Source organism: Pseudomonas sp. R45(2017) (assembly GCF_002112305.1).
In the GTDB taxonomy this organism is placed as follows: Bacteria; Pseudomonadota; Gammaproteobacteria; order Pseudomonadales; family Pseudomonadaceae; genus Aquipseudomonas; species Aquipseudomonas paraglycinae.
In genome coordinates this window covers 173754-190877 of record NZ_NEHH01000002.1, presented here as the reverse complement: position 1 = coordinate 190877, position 17124 = coordinate 173754, and the positions used below count along the sequence as shown (strand labels likewise).

21 protein-coding genes and 3 tRNA genes are annotated in these 17124 nt (G+C 59.7%); 14 read left to right on the top strand and 10 right to left on the bottom strand.

Annotated elements, in window-relative coordinates:
* Nucleotide 1: 1 nt before the first annotated feature.
* Both CAF74_RS05205 and CAF74_RS05200 read right to left on the bottom strand, forming a co-directional pair.
* Nucleotides 2-232: a hypothetical protein gene (locus CAF74_RS05205; RefSeq protein WP_011334337.1), complete on the bottom strand. Its 231-nt coding sequence runs from the start codon at nt 230-232 to the stop codon at nt 2-4.
* Nucleotides 233-304: 72 nt separating this feature from the next.
* Nucleotides 305-661: a hypothetical protein gene (locus CAF74_RS05200; RefSeq protein WP_085745535.1), complete on the bottom strand. Its 357-nt coding sequence runs from the start codon at nt 659-661 to the stop codon at nt 305-307.
* Nucleotides 662-872: 211 nt separating this feature from the next.
* Between CAF74_RS05200 and CAF74_RS05195 the strand changes: the two genes are divergently transcribed.
* The 5 genes from CAF74_RS05195 (at nt 873) to ada (ending at nt 4008) form a co-directional block, all read left to right on the top strand.
* Nucleotides 873-1175 carry a DUF1883 domain-containing protein gene (locus CAF74_RS05195; protein ID WP_007958929.1) on the top strand — a complete coding sequence of 101 codons (303 nt, stop codon included), beginning with the start codon at nt 873-875 and terminating at the stop codon, nt 1173-1175.
* A gap of 34 nt (nt 1176-1209) precedes the next feature.
* Complete coding sequence (locus CAF74_RS29210; protein ID WP_166673412.1) at nt 1210-1380, top strand: hypothetical protein; 171 nt, start codon at nt 1210-1212, stop codon at nt 1378-1380.
* 90 nt (nt 1381-1470) lie between these two features.
* On the top strand, nt 1471-2184 hold the full coding sequence (locus CAF74_RS05190; protein WP_085745534.1) for a 2OG-Fe(II) oxygenase: 714 nt from the start codon (nt 1471-1473) through the stop codon (nt 2182-2184).
* Nucleotides 2185-2189: 5 nt separating this feature from the next.
* A complete protein-coding gene (gene alkB / locus CAF74_RS05185; protein ID WP_085745533.1) occupies nt 2190-2852 on the top strand; it encodes a DNA oxidative demethylase AlkB in 663 nt (220 codons plus the stop codon).
* Nucleotides 2853-2940: 88 nt separating this feature from the next.
* On the top strand, nt 2941-4008 hold the full coding sequence (ada, locus tag CAF74_RS05180) for a bifunctional DNA-binding transcriptional regulator/O6-methylguanine-DNA methyltransferase Ada (RefSeq protein ID WP_085745532.1): 1068 nt from the start codon (nt 2941-2943) through the stop codon (nt 4006-4008).
* A gap of 6 nt (nt 4009-4014) precedes the next feature.
* Here ada and CAF74_RS05175 read toward each other — a convergent pair whose 3' ends face one another.
* Entirely contained in the window at nt 4015-4998 is a 984-nt protein-coding gene (locus CAF74_RS05175) for an MDR family oxidoreductase (RefSeq protein WP_085745531.1), read from the bottom strand.
* Nucleotides 4999-5213: 215 nt separating this feature from the next.
* On the opposite strand from CAF74_RS05175, the gene CAF74_RS05170 reads away from it, so the two are divergent.
* The 9 genes from CAF74_RS05170 (at nt 5214) to CAF74_RS05130 (ending at nt 12869) form a co-directional block, all read left to right on the top strand.
* Nucleotides 5214-6275: a nitronate monooxygenase family protein gene (locus tag CAF74_RS05170; RefSeq protein ID WP_085745530.1), complete on the top strand. Its 1062-nt coding sequence runs from the start codon at nt 5214-5216 to the stop codon at nt 6273-6275.
* Between the two features lie 173 nt (nt 6276-6448).
* Nucleotides 6449-7204: a molybdate ABC transporter substrate-binding protein gene (modA, locus tag CAF74_RS05165; protein ID WP_085745529.1), complete on the top strand. Its 756-nt coding sequence runs from the start codon at nt 6449-6451 to the stop codon at nt 7202-7204.
* A complete protein-coding gene (modB, locus tag CAF74_RS05160) occupies nt 7205-7885 on the top strand; it encodes a molybdate ABC transporter permease subunit (protein WP_007958914.1) in 681 nt (226 codons plus the stop codon).
* A 3-nt stretch (nt 7886-7888) separates the two neighbouring features.
* On the top strand, nt 7889-8968 hold the full coding sequence (modC, locus tag CAF74_RS05155; protein WP_085745528.1) for a molybdenum ABC transporter ATP-binding protein: 1080 nt from the start codon (nt 7889-7891) through the stop codon (nt 8966-8968).
* 73 nt (nt 8969-9041) lie between these two features.
* A complete protein-coding gene (locus CAF74_RS05150) occupies nt 9042-10079 on the top strand; it encodes a DNA topoisomerase IB (RefSeq protein WP_085745527.1) in 1038 nt (345 codons plus the stop codon).
* 143 nt (nt 10080-10222) lie between these two features.
* Nucleotides 10223-11848 (top strand): ABC-F family ATP-binding cassette domain-containing protein, encoded by a 1626-nt coding sequence (locus CAF74_RS05145; protein ID WP_085745526.1) that lies wholly within the window; start codon nt 10223-10225, stop codon nt 11846-11848.
* A gap of 71 nt (nt 11849-11919) precedes the next feature.
* Nucleotides 11920-12150 (top strand): hypothetical protein, encoded by a 231-nt coding sequence (locus CAF74_RS05140; RefSeq protein WP_007958903.1) that lies wholly within the window; start codon nt 11920-11922, stop codon nt 12148-12150.
* A 120-nt stretch (nt 12151-12270) separates the two neighbouring features.
* A complete protein-coding gene (locus CAF74_RS05135) occupies nt 12271-12501 on the top strand; it encodes a hypothetical protein (RefSeq protein WP_007958902.1) in 231 nt (76 codons plus the stop codon).
* 83 nt (nt 12502-12584) lie between these two features.
* Entirely contained in the window at nt 12585-12869 is a 285-nt protein-coding gene (locus tag CAF74_RS05130; RefSeq protein ID WP_085745525.1) for a hypothetical protein, read from the top strand.
* A gap of 87 nt (nt 12870-12956) precedes the next feature.
* On the opposite strand, the gene CAF74_RS05125 is transcribed toward CAF74_RS05130, so the two are convergent.
* The 7 genes from CAF74_RS05125 to uvrC all read right to left on the bottom strand — a co-directional run bounded on the left by CAF74_RS05125 (nt 12957) and on the right by uvrC (nt 17124).
* Complete coding sequence (locus tag CAF74_RS05125) at nt 12957-13250, bottom strand: hypothetical protein (RefSeq protein WP_085745524.1); 294 nt, start codon at nt 13248-13250, stop codon at nt 12957-12959.
* Between the two features lie 182 nt (nt 13251-13432).
* Nucleotides 13433-13867 carry a hypothetical protein gene (locus CAF74_RS05120; protein WP_085745523.1) on the bottom strand — a complete coding sequence of 145 codons (435 nt, stop codon included), beginning with the start codon at nt 13865-13867 and terminating at the stop codon, nt 13433-13435.
* 301 nt (nt 13868-14168) lie between these two features.
* Nucleotides 14169-14255, bottom strand: a tRNA-Leu gene (locus tag CAF74_RS05115).
* Nucleotides 14256-14450: 195 nt separating this feature from the next.
* Nucleotides 14451-14524: transfer RNA gene (locus tag CAF74_RS05110), tRNA-Cys, on the bottom strand.
* A gap of 47 nt (nt 14525-14571) precedes the next feature.
* Nucleotides 14572-14647: transfer RNA gene (locus CAF74_RS05105), tRNA-Gly, on the bottom strand.
* Between the two features lie 60 nt (nt 14648-14707).
* Nucleotides 14708-15268, bottom strand: a complete 561-nt coding sequence (gene pgsA, locus CAF74_RS05100) for a CDP-diacylglycerol--glycerol-3-phosphate 3-phosphatidyltransferase (RefSeq protein ID WP_085745522.1) — start codon at nt 15266-15268, stop codon at nt 14708-14710.
* A 32-nt stretch (nt 15269-15300) separates the two neighbouring features.
* Complete coding sequence (gene uvrC / locus CAF74_RS05095; RefSeq protein WP_085745521.1) at nt 15301-17124, bottom strand: excinuclease ABC subunit UvrC; 1824 nt, start codon at nt 17122-17124, stop codon at nt 15301-15303.

Genomic DNA, 17124 nt, shown 5'->3' with positions numbered 1-17124 from the left:
CTTACATATGAATTTCGGCGAACTTGATCCCCAGCCCGCGCACGACCTCGATCAGGTCGTCGAGCCGGTTGAAGGACTCGACTTCGTCGTTATCGTCGACCAGGAAGTAACTGCGGCCGGCGCTCTTCTTGAAAAACACGATCCACTCCCCCGGATTCGCCGGGTTCTGGATCACATGGGTCGCCGCAATGAGCCCTTCCTTGTGTCGCTCCCGCACCTGCTCTCTCTTCATTCACCTCTCCAGAAATGACAATGCCGCCACAGCAACGCTGTGACGGCATCAATGCTGACTGCTGACAGTCTATCAGCCGGAAATACAGGCCGTGGCGGCTTTGCGCACATCCCAGGGGCGCAGCGGCACATTGGACATTCGCTCATGCAGCTTGATGCTGCTGCCGCCGGAGCGATCCTCGATGTCAAACACCGCGGCCGGACCCGATCCCAGCTTGCCTGGAACGATGACCCGAACCTCATCCTTGTGTCGCTCGACCTGCAAGGCACCCCGGCTGTCGGACAGCTTTTCGGCCAGGCACTCAGCATATTCATGGGGTTTCTTGCCGGAAATGACGTTCATGGTTGGCAGCGTTTCATTGATTTCCGAAACGCTTGCGCAACCACCCATTGCCAATGCCAACGGCAGAATCACCACACCCCATTTCATACAAAACCTCCAATAAAGACCCTCCGACAGCACGAATGCCGTTTTTCTCCGAGGCTCACTGCATTTAACCCACATCAAATCGTGAATATCTGTTTTTAATTGTCAAAGCGGCGCCCGACGGCCGGATAATAACCCGTCCGGGCTGATAAACTGCGCCAATCGACAATGCTATCGTTTTGATTTTGTAGAAAAAGCCCTTCTGGAGGCGCCCATGAAATTCATTCACCAGCGCGAGCACCTCAACGAAGACGACATCGTCGTCATCCAATGCTCGCAAACCTGCAACATCCGCTTGATGAACGACGCCAACTTCCGCAGCTTCAAAAATGGCGGCCGTCACACCTATCACGGCGGCGCTTTCGACACGTTCCCGGCCCGTATCACCGCGCCGAGCACCGGTTTCTGGAACATCACCATCGACACCGTCAACCGCCGCGCGATCAGCGTGACTCGCAAACCGACCTTGACGCACTCGATCAAGATCATTCGCCGCTCGAGCTCCAAACTCAGCTGAGCGGTTCCGCCAACGCAGACAGGTAAGCATCAACGTGGCCCAAACGACCAAATACGTGATCAAGTACAAACTCAACGGTGAGCGCCGTTTCGAGTTCGCCCAGCTGGAAAATGGCACGCCGGAAGAAGCCAAAGCTGCACTGGATGCTCTGCACGGCCAGAGCGACGATGTGATCAGCGACATCCGCGTCAGCAAGGCCCTGTAAGACCCGGACGAAATTCGACCGCAAGCGGCGGAGTGTTGCGGCCGGGTGGACGACCCAGACTGATACCTGAATGTACGCCAAGGAATCAGCATGTCACCCTCACCCGCCTCCCCGCTCGATGCGCTCGACTGGATCGCCCTGGAGCAGCAACTGGATCAGGACGGTTGTGCTGTCATCAGCACGCTGCTGCGCCCGGACACCTGTGATCGGTTGAGTGCGCTTTACCCGCACAGCGAACCGTTTCGGTCCCAGGTCATCATGGCTCGCCACGGTTTCGGGCGCGGGGAATACAAATACCTGCGCTATCCGCTTCCGCCCGCTGTGGAACGCCTACGCAGCGCGCTTTACCCGCGACTCGTGCCACTGGCCAACCGCTGGCATGAACGAATGGGCCTGCCAGCGCGCTTTCCAGAGCAACACCGCGAGTTTCTCGAGCGCTGCCACGCCGCCGGTCAACTGCGACCCACCCCGCTCTTGCTGCAATACGGCCCGCAGGACTACAACTGTCTGCATCAGGACCTGTACGGCGAACATGTCTTTCCGCTGCAAGTGGCGATTCTTCTGTCAGAACCTGGCGAAGACTTCACCGGCGGTGAGTTCGTCATGACCGAACAGCGTCCGAGAATGCAGTCCCGGCCGCTGGTAATGGACCTGAGAAAAGGCGATGCGCTGATCTTTGCCGTCAACCAGCGCCCGGTCAAAGGCGTGCGCGGCGACTATCGGGTGACCATGCGCCACGGTGTCAGCCGACTGCACAGCGGAACACGGCATACTCTGGGCATCATCTTCCACGACGCGACCTGACGATCATGCAAACCACCTTCGATCTGTTCGCCGACACAGAATCCGAGCAACCCCGGCGCGCCGAACAGATCGGCGAGCAGTCCTGGGTGCTGCGCGGGTTTGCCCTGCCGCAAATCGAGCAATTGTTGCCGGCCCTGGAATCGATCATCGCCTGCGCCCCGTTGCGCCACATGATGACGCCCGGGGGCTTCAGCATGTCGGTGGCCACCAGCAGTTGCGGCGCACTGGGCTGGATCACCGATCGGAGCGGCTACCGCTATTCATCCGAAGATCCCGTGAGCCACCAACCCTGGCCAGTCATGCCCGAGGTGTTTCGCGAGCTGGCCCAGGCCGCAGCGAAACGCGCCGGATTTGCCGACTTCATGCCGGATTCCTGCCTGATCAATCGTTATGTCCCAGGCGCGAAGATGTCGTTGCATCAGGACAAAGACGAAAACGCCTACGAAGCGCCGATCGTTTCTCTGTCATTGGGCTTGCCCGCGACGTTCCTGTTCGGCGGTTTCGCACGCGGCGACAGGAGCCAGAAAATCTCGCTGCTGCACGGCGACATGGTGATCTGGGGCGGCGTAGACCGGCTGCGCTATCACGGCATCCTGCCGATCAAACCCGGCCGGCACCCGCGCCTGGGCGAACAGCGTTTCAACCTGACGTTTCGCACCGCCGGATAATCCTGCAAAGTTTGACCGCAAGGGTCGGAGTGTTCCGGCCGGTGGCACTGGTTAACCTGAAATTCAACAGGTCAACGGACTCTCCATCATGAAAACGCTTTCCACCTCACTGAACACTGAAGACGATCCACGCTGGGCCGCTGTCGTGGCACGCGACCCTCGGGCGGACGGCCAGTTTGTCTACGCCGTAAAAACCACCGGCATCTATTGCCGCCCCAGCAGCCTGGCGCGCTTGCCGAAACCGCAGAACGTCGAGTTTTTCGACAACGCCGAGGACGCCGAAGCCGCGGGCTATCGCCCCAGCAAACGGGCGAGCAAGGATCAGACCGAAGTCGCCGCGCAGCATACCGCCACTGTCGCGGCAGCCTGTCGACAGATCGAGGCTTCGGACAGCCTGCCGGCGCTCAACGATCTTGCCGAAACCGCCGGTCTGAGCGCCTTTCACTTTCATCGTGTCTTCAAGGCCGCAACCGGCCTGACGCCAAAGGGCTACGCCGCCGCGCATCGCTCGCGCCGGGTTCGTCAGCGTCTGGCCGACGGCGGCTCGGTGACCGAAGCGCTGTATGACGCCGGTTTCAATTCCAACAGCCGGTTCTACGAGGCGGCCGATCAGGTGCTGGGCATGAAACCCGGCGACTTCCGGGCCGCCGGCCAGAACAATGACATCCGCTTCGCCGTCGGCCAATGCTCGCTCGGGGCTATTCTGGTGGCACAGAGTGAGCGCGGGATTTGCGCGATTCTGCTGGGCGACGATCCGCACCAATTGGTGTGCGCCCTGCAGGACCAGTTTCGCCGGGCCAACCTGATCGGTGCCGATGCCGAGTTCGAACAACTGATCGCTCGCGTCGTCGGTTTCATCGAAGCGCCTGCCATCGGACTGGACTTGCCGCTGGATGTGCGCGGCACAGCATTTCAGGAACGGGTGTGGCAGGCGCTGCGGGAAATACCGGTCGGCAGCACCGCCAGCTACGCGGACATCGCCCTGCGGATCGGCTCGCCAAAAGCCGTGCGCGCAGTGGCTCAGGCTTGCGGCGCCAACAGCCTCGCGGTGGCCATTCCGTGCCACCGGGTGGTGCGCAGCGACGGCAACCTCAGCGGCTATCGCTGGGGCGTGGAGCGCAAGCGCAAATTGCTCGAGCGTGAAGGCAAACCCTGACAGTAATCAGCGATTCACATCAACGACAACTCGCCCCCGGAGTTGCCCCGCCAGCAACTTCGGTGCCGCGTCGATAGCTTCGCCGAGGCCGATTTCATGGCTGATCAGCGGCAACAGGGCAAAATCCAGATCCTTCGCCAAGCGATCCCAAGCCTCGATGCGGCGCGCCTTGGGTTGGGTCACGCTGTTGATCCCGGCCAGCGTCACGCCACGCAAAATGAACGGCGCCACGGATGCGGGGAAATCCATGCCCTGAGCCAGACCGCACGCAGCCACGGTGCCTTCGGCCCGGGTACTGGCACAGGCATTGGCGAGCGTGTGGCTGCCGACCGAATCGATAACGCCCGCCCAGCGCTCCTTGGCCAGCGGCTTGCCGGGTTCGGACAGGGTGGCGCGATCAATGATTTCGCCCGCGCCCAGTTGTTTCAGGTATTCGTGTTCCGACACCCGACCGGTCGAAGCGACCACGCGGTAGCCCAGCTTGCTCAGCAATGCGATGGCAAAACTGCCGACGCCGCCGTTGGCCCCCGTTACCAGCACTTCGCCCTGTTGCGGGGTCACGCCGTTTCGCTCCAGCGCCATGACGCAAAGCATCGCCGTATAGCCGGCCGTGCCGATGGCCATGGCTTGCGCGGCGGTGAATGCCTTGGGCAGCGGAATCAGCCAGTCACCGTTCAATCGCGCTTTTTGCGCCAGACCGCCCCAGTGGTTTTCACCGACGCCCCAGCCGTTGAGCAGAACCGCATCGCCAACCTTGTAATCGGGGTGCGAGCTGACTTCAACGGTACCCGCCAGATCGATCCCCGGCACCATCGGAAACTTGCGCACCACCGGGCTACTGCCGGTGATCGCCAGGCCGTCCTTGAAGTTCAGCGTGCTGTACGCGACGCGAACCGTCACATCGCCCTCGGGCAACTGCTCGTCGTTGATCTCATGCAGGTTGGCGCGATAACCGCTGTCGTCTTTGTCGATCAAAATGCCTTTGAACATGACTGCCTCTCACGGGTGGAATTCAGGATGTCGAGGGTTTGGAATAGCACACTGAAACATTTTGCCCCACTCGACCTTTAGCCAATCGGGCCCGAACGCCGAGCCAGCGCCGGCTGTTCAAGCTACAAATCTGTGCTGGTCATGGGGGGTGGCTTTGCGTTAAAAAACCGGCTGCTACCGTCCCTGCCCTGTTTCGTCGTCGGAGAAGCTATTCCATGAGCCAATGGCCTGATACCCGCATTCTTGACCTGTTCGGTATCGAACTGCCGATCATCCAGGGCCCCATGGCCGGAGCCACTAATTCATCCATGGTCATCGCAGCGTGCAACGCCGGTGGCCTGGGTTCGATGCCGGCCGCGATGCTGACCATCGAGCAACTGCGCGAAGAGCTGAAGACCATTCGCCAGGGCACGAACAAGCCGTTCAACGTCAACTTCTTCTGCCATCAACCGCCGGCCGCCGATGAGCAAAAGGCCCGTGACTGGAAAAACCTGCTGGAACCTTACTATCGCGAACTGGGTGTCGATTTCGATGCACCGACGCCGGTATCCAACCGCGCGCCCTTCGATGCGGCCGCCTGCGAAGTGCTGGAAGAATTTCGCCCTGAAGTGGTGAGCTTCCACTTCGGCCTGCCGGAAAAATCCCTGCTGGATCGGGTCAAGGCCACCGGTGCGAAAATCATCTCGTCGGCAACCACCGTCGACGAAGCGATCTGGCTGGAGCAGAACGGTTGCGACGCGATCATCGCCATGGGTTACGAGGCCGGCGGCCATCGCGGGATGTTCCTCAGCGCTGACCTGAGCAGTCAGGTCGGTACGTTTGCCTTGGTGCCGCAAGTGGTCGACGCCGTGAGTGTGCCGGTGATTGCCGCCGGTGCGATTGCCGATGCGCGCGGCGTCGCGGCAGCGTTCATGCTCGGTGCTTCGGCGGTTCAAGTCGGGACGGCGTATCTGTTTACCCCGGAAGCGAAAGTCAGTGCGTCGCATCACAAGGCCTTACGCACCGCCAAGGAAAGCGAGACAGCGGTGACCAATCTGTTTACCGGGCGCCCGGCGCGGGGGATTCTCAATCGGGTGATGCGCGAGCTGGGCCCGATGTCGGACAAGGCCCCCGCCTTTCCGCTGGCCGGCGGTGCCTTGATGCCGTTGCGCGCGAAGGGTGAAGCCGAATTCAGTAACCTTTGGGCCGGCCAGGCCTTCACACTTGGTAAGGACCTCGGCACCGCCGAACTGACCCGGCAACTGGCGGAAGGCGCACTGGCGAAACTGACGCGATGATGAACCCGAACGGGTGAGGAGCGTGGCGCTCTCACCCGGTTTAAAAGCAGTGCTTTCCGTTTGGCGGCATTTCGCTATATATTTCTCTATATAGCGTTTCACCCCCTCGCATCGGCGCAGTCTACCTTCCAATAACAACTGCCCACTGCACTTGCCATCCACGGAGCCGTTACATGATCAATCGTGCCTCACGTTTTGCCCCTGCCCTGCTCGCGGTATTCGCCATCGGCGCCGCGCAGGCCGACGAAGTGCAAGTCGCTGTCGCGGCCAACTTCACCGCGCCGATCCGGGCGATTGCCGCCGATTTCGAAAAAGACACCGGGCACAAACTGGTCGCAGCCTATGGCGCCACCGGCCAGTTCTACACCCAGATCAAAAACGGCGCGCCGTTCGAAGTATTCCTTTCGGCGGACGACACCACCCCTGAAAAACTCGAAAAAGAAGGCGACACCGTCAAGGGTTCGCGCTTCACCTACGCCATCGGCACCCTGGCACTGTGGTCGGCCAAGGAAGGTTACGTCGACGCCAAAGGCGACGTCCTGAAGAAAAACCAGTACCAGCACCTGTCCATCGCCAATCCGAAAGCCGCCCCTTATGGTCTGGCCGCCACTCAGGTGCTGGAAAAACTGAAACTGACCGACGCCACCAAAGCCAAGATCGTCGAAGGCCAGAACATCACCCAGGCCTACCAGTTCGTGTCCACCGGCAACGCCGAGCTGGGCTTCGTCGCCCTGTCGCAGATCTACAAGGACGGCAAGGTCAGCAGCGGTTCGGCGTGGATCGTTCCGGCGAGCATGCACGACCCGATCAAGCAAGACGCAGTGATCCTCAACAAAGGCAAGGACAACGCCGCTGCCAAGGCGCTGGTTGATTACCTCAAAGGCCCGAAAGCCGCTGCGGTCATCAAGTCCTACGGTTATCAGCTGTAAATGTCGCTGACGAGTGCCGATTTCGCGGCGATCTGGCTGACCCTGAAACTGGCGTCCCTCACCACCGCGATCCTGCTGGTCGTCGGCACGCCGATTGCCCTGTGGTTGTCGCGCAGCCGTTCCTGGCTGCGCGGCCCCATCGGCGCGATTGTCGCGCTGCCGTTGGTGCTGCCACCGACGGTCATCGGTTTCTATCTGCTGCTGGCCCTCGGCCCCAATGGCTTCATTGGCCATTTCACCCAGTGGCTGGGGCTTGGCACCTTGACGTTCAGCTTCACCGGCCTTGTGATCGGCTCGGTGCTCTATTCCATGCCGTTCGTGGTGCAGCCGTTGCAAAACGCCTTCTCCGCGATCGGCACTCGCCCACTGGAAGTGGCCGCGACCTTGCGCGCCAATCCCTGGGATACCTTCTTCAGCGTGATTCTGCCCCTGGCCCGCCCCGGTTTCATCACTGCAGCAATCCTCGGCTTCGCCCACACCGTCGGCGAATTCGGTGTGGTGCTGATGATCGGCGGGAATATTCCTGACAAGACCCGGGTGGTTTCCGTACAAATCTACGACCACGTCGAAGCCATGGAGTACGCGCAGGCGCACTGGCTGGCCGGGGCGATGCTGGTGTTTTCGTTTCTGGTGTTGCTGGCGCTGTATTCCAGCCGCAAGACCCGCGCGGGCTGGAGCTGATCGATGATTGATGCACGTCTGAAACTGGCTTGGTCGGGCTTCAGCCTCGATGTCGATCTGCAGATGCCCGGTCGCGGTGTGACGGCGCTGTTCGGTCAGTCCGGCTCGGGCAAGACCACATGCCTGCGCTGCATCGCCGGGCTCGAACGCGCGCCACAGGCCTTTATCCGCATCAATGACGAGGTCTGGCAGGACAGCGAGAAAGGCATTTTCGTGCCGCCGCACAAACGCGCGCTCGGCTATGTCTTTCAGGAAGCCAGCCTGTTTCCGCATCTGTCGGTGCTGGCCAATCTGCAATTCGGCCTCAAGCGCATTGCCAAGGCACAGCGCCGGGTCGACATGACCCAAGCCACAGAACTGCTAGGGATCGGCCACTTGCTCGATCGTCATCCGCAGCACTTGTCCGGCGGTGAGCGTCAGCGTGTCGGCATCGCTCGCGCGCTGTTGACGAGCCCCAGACTGCTGCTGATGGACGAGCCTTTGGCGGCCCTCGACAGTCAGCGCAAAAGCGAAATCCTGCCCTACCTGCAACGCCTGCACGACGAACTGGAAATCCCGGTGTTGTATGTCAGCCACGCTCAGGACGAAGTGGCCAGGCTCGCCGATCATCTGGTGCTGCTCAGCGACGGCAAAGCGCTGGCCAGCGGTCCGATTGGCGAAACCCTGGCGCGGCTCGACCTGCCACTGGCCATGGACAACGACGCAGGCGTGATCATTGAAGGCCAGGTCAGCGGCTACGATGCCGACTATCAATTGCTCGCCCTGCAACTGCCGGACTCGTCACTGAATATCCGCGTGACTCACGCGCCGATGACGACGGGCCAGAGACTGCGATGCAAGGTGCACGCACGCGACATCAGCCTGACCCTGCAAAACAGCGAGTTCAGCAGCATCCTCAATCGCCTCCCGGTCACGGTCGTCAGCGAACAACCGGCCGACAACGCCGCGCACGTGCTCATTCGCCTCGATGCCGGCGGGACACCGTTGCTGGCGCGCATCACTCGCTACTCGCGGGATCAGCTTGGCGTGCATCCGGGCCAGTCATTGTGGGCCCAGATCAAGGCCGTCGCGGTGTTGGCGTAAATCCGCGGGCACGACCGTCATGGCGTGCGGTCAATGGCTTTAACAGCCTGATTTGACGCGAAGGAAGTCCGCCATGCCCGATACTGCGCTCACCGAAGTGTTGCCTTCGGATCTGCATTACGTCGATGACACACAGCCCGGTATCACCCGAAAAAAACTGCGCGGAAAATTCGCCTATTTCGACCCCGCAGGCCAGCGCATCACCGATCCTGACGAGATCAAACGCATCAACGCACTGGCTGTTCCGCCGGCCTACGTCGACGTGTGGATCTGCGCCGACCCGCGCGGCCATCTGCAAGCCACCGGCCGGGACGCACGTGGGCGCAAGCAATATCGCTATCACGCTCGCTGGCGCGAAGTGCGCGACGCGGACAAGTATTCGCGTCTGCGTGAGTTCGGTCTGGCGCTGCCCAAACTGCGCAAACAGCTGGAGGCGCTGCTGGCCTCGCCGGGCTTCAGCCGCGACAAAGTCATGGCGACGGTCATCACGCTGCTCGACGCCACGCTGATCCGCGTCGGCAACACGCAATACGCGCGGGACAATCGCTCCTACGGCCTGACAACCCTGCGCAGCCGGCATGTCGAGGTCAACGGCAGCGCGATCCTGTTCCAGTTTCGCGGCAAGAGCGGCATCGAACATCAGATCACGGTGAAGGACCGGCGACTGGCGCGGATCATCAAGCGCTGCCTGGAAATTCCGGGGCAGAACCTGTTTCAGTATCTGGATGAAAATGGCGAGCGGCATACCGTCAGCTCTTCTGACGTCAACACCTACCTGCAAACCCTGACCGGCGCGGATTTCACCGCCAAGGACTACCGAACCTGGGCCGGCAGCGCCCTCGCTTTGGCGGTTCTGCGGGAGCTGCAATGGGAATCCGAGACCGAGGCCAAGCGGCATGTGGTCGAGATGGTGAAGGGCGTCGCCCGCCAACTGGGCAACACGCCGGCGGTCTGTAGAAAGTGCTACATCCACCCGGCGGTGGTCGAGCATTTCATGCTCGGCGCCTTGGCCGAGCTGCCGAAGCCGCGCATCCGCAAAGGCCTGCGCAAGGAAGAAGTCGCATTGGCGCTATTCCTTGAGCGGATGGTCGAGCAGGCAGGCACGCCTTGAAGCCTTCGGCCGTCTCGACTAGGCTACGCCCTCCTACCTCCCCGGGACGACCGCAGAAGTGAACAACTAAGCCTTCAAAAATGTAATCGCGACACGCCATTCATGGCGCGTGTCAGTGTTCACGACATTTTCTGGAGGTGCCGATGACTCACGTCTCGCGTACGCCTGCTCTCGTCTCCCTGAATCAACTGGGTTTTCAGTTCGCCAATGGCGAGACGATTTTCACTGCACTCAATCTGAAATTCGATCACACCCCGACCGCCATCGTCGGGCGCAATGGCGTTGGCAAAAGCGTACTGGCGCGCCTGATCGCCGGAGAATGGCAACCCACCAGCGGCAGCGTGACGCGCGCCGTGGCGACAACCTACGTGGCGCAGAGCTTTGTCGCTGCACCCGGCGAGACGGTCGCCGAGTCCACCGGCAGCGCCGCGATTCTTCAGGCTCTGGACCGAATGAACCGGGGCTGCGGATCAGTCGAGGATTTCGATCTCATTGGCGAACAATGGGATCTGGCGGACCGTCTGCGCCGCCTGCTCGATGACGCCGGCCTGGCCGAAGTCGCCTTCACCGACGAGACCGGAAACCTCAGTGGTGGCCAGCAAGCGCGCATCGCACTGATTGGCGCGTTTTTGAGTCAGGCTCCGCTGCTGGTTCTCGATGAGCCGACCAACCATCTGGATGCACCAGGACGACAATGGCTGATGAACTTACTGGAACGCTGGCACACTGGTTTGATCGTCGTCAGCCATGATCGGCAGCTGCTCGACCGGATGCTGCGGATTGTCGAGTTGAGCGCGTCGGGGGCTATCGAATTCGGTGGCAATTACTCGGCATTCCGCGAGCATCAGCGGATCCATCAAGCCGCGGCGCAGGCACGCCTCGACCACGCCAGAAGCGAACGCCAGCGAGAGCGGATTCGGCTACGGCGCGAACACGACACGATACAGCGCCACGCCGCCAACTCGCGGCGCAACGCCGAAACCGCCAACATTGCCAGTTTCGAATACGTGGCGATCAAGGGCGCCGCGCGAGAGATCATGGGGCATGTACGTCAGGGTCATCAGGCCCGCAAGTCAGAGCTCGATGCCCAGGTGCGCGAGGCTTACGCCAAGGTGCAACCCGAGGACAGCGTGCTGATCAACCTGCCCGGGAGCGCGGTGCCGAACAACCGCCAGATCTGCTCGCTGGTTGACGCTCGGCTGCCCTGGCTGTCAAACGGCGCACTGAGCCTTACGATCCACGGCCCGATGCGCATCGCTGTCAGCGGTCCCAACGGCTGTGGCAAATCAACCCTGTTGAAAGCGCTCGCCGGGGAACTGACACCCGTCGATGGAACCGCCACGACTCACGTGCCATTCGCATTCCTGGATCAGCAACTGGCGCAACTGGACGATCAGCGTTCCATCACCGAACAGCTGATGATGCAAGGAACTGCACTGACCGAGGGCACCCTGCGCAGCTATCTCGCACACTTGCAGCTGGATGCAAGCCGCGCCACGGCTCCCTGCGTTTCGTTGAGCGGTGGCGAGCGCCTGAAAGCCGCACTGGCGCTGGCCTTGTGGCGAACGGATCCTGCGCAGCTGTTGCTGCTGGATGAGCCGACCAACCATCTGGATCTGCCGTCGGTGGAAGCGTTCGAACGGGCGTTGCAGTCATTTCCGGGTGCCATTGTCGCCGTTTCCCACGATCAGGACTTCCTCGAGGCGTTGAATCCGACTCACCATCTGCGCTGGCACCCATTAGGCTGGCAACTGCACCCGACGAACTGACTTGGCTATTTTTTGCACGATTGCTCAGGGCTTCTATAGTTGATCTGGTACGAATCAGCCGCGGTGACGCCATGGAAGACATATTCGTCGTGAAGCGCTGCAACAAGATCGTCATCCACGGCCGGCGCGCCGGAGAGACTCTCCATGAGCCCGCAGAAGCCCTGGGCTGGTATCGCATCTGCGACACGCGAACCGGCGGTTTCATCGGCGATGGCTACGATCGGGAAGAAGACGCCCGCAAGGAATGTCATCGGCTCAACGCCGCCAGCTCGCGAGTGACCGCCCCCGAGTCGTCGGGCTGATAGCTGTCATTTACGGGTCTATACTCAAACCAGCTGAAGGAGCAGCGCCCCAACGGCAGAAAGCTCGCCCTTCGCGGGCTTTTTGCTGCCACCGAGCGGATTAATGAACGGAGGTGTTCCATGTCCGAAAGAGAGTCCATCACCACTCTCCTCACCTTGCTCGATGCCCGCGAAGCACGCCTGGCCGCGGCCTGCAAAGAGATCGCCGACTGGGTCGACCATCAAGGCGGGCACCCCACCGCCCTGCGCATCCGCGACCGGCTGAACGATATCGAAAAGGATACCCCGCTGATTCGCAGCACCCTGTCATCGCTCAAACCGATCGACCGGCCGTTGCCACGCTTCAGGTAAGCCATCGATTCACGGTGCGCGAATAAAGAACGTCCTTGGTCGTGAGAGGTCAATACCTTTACACGTCACCAAGGAGACGTCTTATGGTCATTCATTTCAAAGTCGACGGGCACCTGGCCTGCGGGCACAAGGGCAACAACCTCTCCTCCAGCAGCGAACTCAATCGTGTGAAGTGCCGCAGCTGCCGCAATACCGACGCATACAAGGATGCGCGCAAAGACCAGCGCAATGCGGCGCGGCGCGCGGCTCGCCATTCCAGGGCTGCACACTCCGCGTCCGACTGGCGTTCGGAGTGGATCGAGCGGTTGACCGCGATGGCCGGACTTCAGCGCTTGCCTAGAGGGTTTACTGGGCAAACTTTTGTCTGAGCAAAAAAAATGGGCCGATTAAATCGGCCCATTTTTTTGTTTGCTCAACGCCCCGCTGATCATTGCTTATTAATGGAACAACCCGAATTACTTTGTTTCCTTCACCTGACAAACCCCATTGGCTTTGTTCTTGCCCGTGTAAGAAACATCAGGTGAGCCGTCGGGCATGATTGTCAGCGAGATGGTCACGCCACTGCCTTTGGCTTCGAAGGCGTTATCGTTGAATTTCTTCAGTTTCCCTTCTTTACCGTTGATATAGATCGGGCCGCCCTTGTCAGCATGGACCTCGATATTGCCCGGGCATGTTGCGTTCAACAGCGGGATGCCGGCTTGAGCAAAGCCTGAAGACATCAGCAAAACGCTCAATAGCAGTCGCTTCATCATCATTGTCCTGTGTTCGGTTGAGCCAGAAAGAAACACTAGCTCACTTCGCTCGCAATGACCGAAAAGTACACCTGGGATAGGAAAGGGAAAAAGGTGGTGGCTTTTCAAAACAGCGTTCAGACAAGAATCATGCGCATAAAAAGCCCGGCTCGGTGGCCGGGTTTTGGATGTTTTCAAACTCAGTATCGTTCTAACTGCCTTGTCTCGGTCTTGTTACACCGGATGCACGAAAGCGTTTTATGCGTATCGTTACGGGAGACCTCAGTCATGTAGTGGTCCTCCTTCTTCACCTGAGTGAAGCCGCATCTGATGCATTTTTCCTTCACCTTGCAAAAATCATCTGTGCCCATCTCGACGAAATCTTCATGCTTCACCTTTGAATCTTCGTGTTCGCAATGTACGCAGTTGCGAATCATCGTACAGGTATGATGGTTCTTGTAGGTAAACTCACCAAACTCATGCTTGTGTTTGGTCAAATGCTCAAAACAGTCAGGGCATGTTTTTTCCAGCAAACACGCCGGGCCACTAACAGCCTTGACATAGTCTCCGGCGTGAATGCCGACTCCGCATTTAGCTTTGAGAGCCAGCTCCTTGACCTTGTCGAAAAATCCCATTTTTTCCTCCGGCGTATTGTTCTTAACACCACTATGTCGTCTGCAAAGCTGAAATCTTTAATACAAACCCCGACGCTAGGCCGAGTTAAAGAAAGCCGTGCGCGTTTCGCGATACTTGTGCGCTATGGAAAACAAGGAGCAGCTCGGGCACACCACAGAAGTGTCGACGGAGAATGACACCCGGAAAAGGATCGGCAAGAAAGTCACCCCGACCAAGTGAGTTGCGGAGCAGGCTCCGAAATTGCGGAGCGCAAATGATAAGGGCCTGCATGAGTAAACTCACGCAAGCCCTTGATATTCATGGTGCCCGAAGCCGGAATCGAACCGGCACGCCCTTACGAGCGGGGGATTTTAAGTCCCATGCGTCTACCAGTTTCGCCATTCGGGCGGTAGCGCGGTGTTGCTTGGTTCTGACGACGATTCACAGTCCTGACAGGAACTGCATGTCGGCGGCAGAGGGGGAAATATATACATCACTTCCCGGTGAAGCAAGTTTGCAGTTGCGGTTTCAAAGACTAAATCTTTCAGTGCAACGCAAATAAAAAAGCTCCGTAAATCATGGATCTACGGAGCTTGTTTATAGTGGAGGCCGAGGTCGGAATCGAACCGGCGTAGGCGGATTTGCAATCCGCTGCATAACCATTTTGCTACTCGGCCTCAAAACATTTGCTGTCAGTAGCGCAACAACAAACGTTGTACAAACTTGGAGCGGGAAACGAGACTCGAACTCGCGACCCCGACCTTGGCAAGGTCGTGCTCTACCAACTGAGCTATTCCCGCTTGGTGTGGCGCATTCTATAGATTCCAGATGCCCCGTCAACCCTTTGATTCAAAAAAGTTTTATTTCTTTTCAACATCGGTCTTCAGATGTGGCCAGGCAGCGCGGAGGTATTGAACCATCGACCACAGGGTCAGGCCTGCAGAGACCATCAGCAACGCATAACCGACCAGAACCCAAAAGCTGAAATCTTTTGGATTGGCCAGCAGGATCACCAGCGCGAGCATCTGTGCAGCAGTTTTCCACTTGCCCAGATTCGACACGGCCACATGGGCCCGCGCACCAAGCTCGGCCATCCACTCACGCAATGCCGAAACTACGATCTCGCGACCGATGATGACAGCCGCCGGAAGTGTGAGCCAAAGATTGCCGTGTTCTTGCACCAGTAGCACCAGGGCAACGGCAACCATCAGTTTGTCAGCGACAGGATCCAGAAACGCACCAAACGGCGTGCTCTGCTCCAGGCGTCGCGCGAGATAGCCGTCCAGCCAGTCCGTTGCCGCCGCAAAGGCGAAAACCGAACTTGAGGCCAGATAGCTCCATTGGTAAGGCAGATAGAACAACAGAATGAAGATCGGGATGAGCAGGACGCGGAGAACGGTAATCAGATTAGGGATATTCATCGGCACAACTGGCTACGAGGTGAATGGGCATTCTACTCACTATGCAGGTTTGCATAAATCGACTCTGCTAGCTTTTTGCTGATCCCCGGTGCTTTGGCGATCTCTTCGATGCTTGCACGAGACAGCTCCTGCAATCCACCAAAATGTTTCAACAAGTCCCGACGCCGGGTTGGCCCGACGCCTGCTACGCCTTCGAGCGTTGACGTGCGGCGGGTCTTGCCGCGGCGTGCGCGGTGGCCAGTGATTGCAAAGCGATGGGCTTCGTCACGAATCTGCTGGATCAGATGCAGCGCCGGCGAATCACCCCGCAAGGTGAACTCGTGCGCCGCATCATTCAGATACAAAGTCTCGAATCCCGCCTTGCGCGTGGCACCCTTGGCGACCCCCAGCAAGATCAGATCCGGGACAGCCAGCTCGTTGAGCACATCACGCGCCATCGACAGCTGCCCCTTGCCGCCGTCCACCAACAGGATGTCCGGCAATTTGCCCTCGCCTTCCTTCAACTTGCTGAAGCGTCGGGTCAGGGCCTGATGCATGGCGGCATAATCGTCGCCGGCGGTCACGCCTTCTATGTTGTACCGACGGTAATCCGATTTGATCGCCCCCTCCGGGCCGAACACCACGCAGGAGGCCACCGTGGCTTCACCGCTGGAGTGGCTGATGTCATAGCACTCCAGCCGTTGCGGCGGCTCGTCGAGGTTCAACACTTCTGCCAATGCCTCGAAACGCGCGGCAACGTGCTGACGGTTGGCCAGCCGGGCGCCCAGCGCCTGTTCGGCATTGGTCACAGCCAGTTGCTGCCAGCGCGCCCGTGTGCCGCGTACCCGATGGCTGATAGTCAGCTCACGTCCGCGCAGCGCCTGAATGGCCTCGATCAGCGCAGGGAAGTCTTCGTGCACGACGTTGACGATCAGTTCGCTCGGCAAATCGCGTTCAGGGCTGCTGATGAAGTATTGCCCGAGGAAAGCGGCCATGACCTCGGCCACTTCTTCTTCAATCCCGACTTGTGGGAAGAAGTTCTTGCTGCCAAGCACCCGCCCTCCCCGCACGCTGATCAGGTGGACACAGGCACCGCCCGGATTGACGAACGCAGCGATCACATCGATGTCGCCGGTACCGCCCTCCATGCTCTGTTGATCCTGCACCCGACGCAGCAAGGCAATCTGGTCGCGCAGTTCGGCGGCGCGTTCGAATTCGAGGTTGATTGCTGCCTCTTCCATCGCCGTCGACAGCTCATTGGTCAACGCATGACTGCGCCCTTCGAGGAACATCACCGAGTGACGCACGTCCTCGGCGTAAACCTCAGGCTCGACCAATCCGACGCAGGGCGCCTTGCAACGCTTGATCTGATATTGCAGGCACGGCCGGGTCCGGTTCTTGTAGTAGCTGTCCTCGCACTGACGCACGAAGAACGTTTTCTGCAGAAGACTGAGACTTTCGCGAATCGCCCCGGCACTCGGATAGGGACCGAAATACTTGCCCTTGGCCTTTTTAGCCCCGCGATGAATGCTCAGGCGCGGGAATTGCCCGTCAGACAAAAAGACATAGGGATAGGATTTATCGTCGCGCAGCAGGATGTTGTACGGCGGCCGCCACTCCTTGATCAGGGTTTGCTCGAGCAGCAACGCCTCTGTCTCGTTGGACGTGATGGTGGTTTCGACCTGGGCGATACGCCCGACCAGTGCCGCGGTTTTCGGCGCCAGGCCTGTCTTGCGAAAGTAACTGGCCAGACGTTTCTTGAGGTTCTTCGCCTTGCCGACGTACAGCAGACGCGCATCGCTGTCGAACATGCGGTACACGCCGGGGCGCCCACTGACGGTCGAAAGAAAGGCGCCCGAATCGAATGCTTCAGTCAT

What these genes read in the sequence shown, in the direction of transcription:
- CAF74_RS05130 (WP_085745525.1), top strand. Translation starts at nt 12,585, where the DNA reads ATGGTCATTCATTTCAAAGTCGACGGGCACCTGGCCTGCGGGCACAAG.
- CAF74_RS05170 (WP_085745530.1), top strand. Translation starts at nt 5,214, where the DNA reads ATGAGCCAATGGCCTGATACCCGCATTCTTGACCTGTTCGGTATCGAA.
- alkB (WP_085745533.1), top strand. Translation starts at nt 2,190, where the DNA reads ATGCAAACCACCTTCGATCTGTTCGCCGACACAGAATCCGAGCAACCC.
- modA (WP_085745529.1), top strand. Translation starts at nt 6,449, where the DNA reads ATGATCAATCGTGCCTCACGTTTTGCCCCTGCCCTGCTCGCGGTATTC.
- CAF74_RS05195 (WP_007958929.1), top strand. Translation starts at nt 873, where the DNA reads ATGAAATTCATTCACCAGCGCGAGCACCTCAACGAAGACGACATCGTC.
- CAF74_RS05175 (WP_085745531.1), bottom strand. Translation starts at nt 4,998, where the DNA reads ATGTTCAAAGGCATTTTGATCGACAAAGACGACAGCGGTTATCGCGCC.
- pgsA (WP_085745522.1), bottom strand. Translation starts at nt 15,268, where the DNA reads ATGAATATCCCTAATCTGATTACCGTTCTCCGCGTCCTGCTCATCCCG.
- CAF74_RS05120 (WP_085745523.1), bottom strand. Translation starts at nt 13,867, where the DNA reads ATGGGATTTTTCGACAAGGTCAAGGAGCTGGCTCTCAAAGCTAAATGC.
- CAF74_RS05200 (WP_085745535.1), bottom strand. Translation starts at nt 661, where the DNA reads ATGAAATGGGGTGTGGTGATTCTGCCGTTGGCATTGGCAATGGGTGGT.
- ada (WP_085745532.1), top strand. Translation starts at nt 2,941, where the DNA reads ATGAAAACGCTTTCCACCTCACTGAACACTGAAGACGATCCACGCTGG.
- CAF74_RS05125 (WP_085745524.1), bottom strand. Translation starts at nt 13,250, where the DNA reads ATGAAGCGACTGCTATTGAGCGTTTTGCTGATGTCTTCAGGCTTTGCT.
- CAF74_RS05145 (WP_085745526.1), top strand. Translation starts at nt 10,223, where the DNA reads ATGACTCACGTCTCGCGTACGCCTGCTCTCGTCTCCCTGAATCAACTG.
- CAF74_RS05190 (WP_085745534.1), top strand. Translation starts at nt 1,471, where the DNA reads ATGTCACCCTCACCCGCCTCCCCGCTCGATGCGCTCGACTGGATCGCC.
- uvrC (WP_085745521.1), bottom strand. Translation starts at nt 17,124, where the DNA reads ATGACTGAAGCATTCGATTCGGGCGCCTTTCTTTCGACCGTCAGTGGG.
- modC (WP_085745528.1), top strand. Translation starts at nt 7,889, where the DNA reads ATGATTGATGCACGTCTGAAACTGGCTTGGTCGGGCTTCAGCCTCGAT.
- CAF74_RS05205 (WP_011334337.1), bottom strand. Translation starts at nt 232, where the DNA reads ATGAAGAGAGAGCAGGTGCGGGAGCGACACAAGGAAGGGCTCATTGCG.
- CAF74_RS05140 (WP_007958903.1), top strand. Translation starts at nt 11,920, where the DNA reads ATGGAAGACATATTCGTCGTGAAGCGCTGCAACAAGATCGTCATCCAC.
- modB (WP_007958914.1), top strand. Translation starts at nt 7,205, where the DNA reads ATGTCGCTGACGAGTGCCGATTTCGCGGCGATCTGGCTGACCCTGAAA.
- CAF74_RS05150 (WP_085745527.1), top strand. Translation starts at nt 9,042, where the DNA reads ATGCCCGATACTGCGCTCACCGAAGTGTTGCCTTCGGATCTGCATTAC.
- CAF74_RS05135 (WP_007958902.1), top strand. Translation starts at nt 12,271, where the DNA reads ATGTCCGAAAGAGAGTCCATCACCACTCTCCTCACCTTGCTCGATGCC.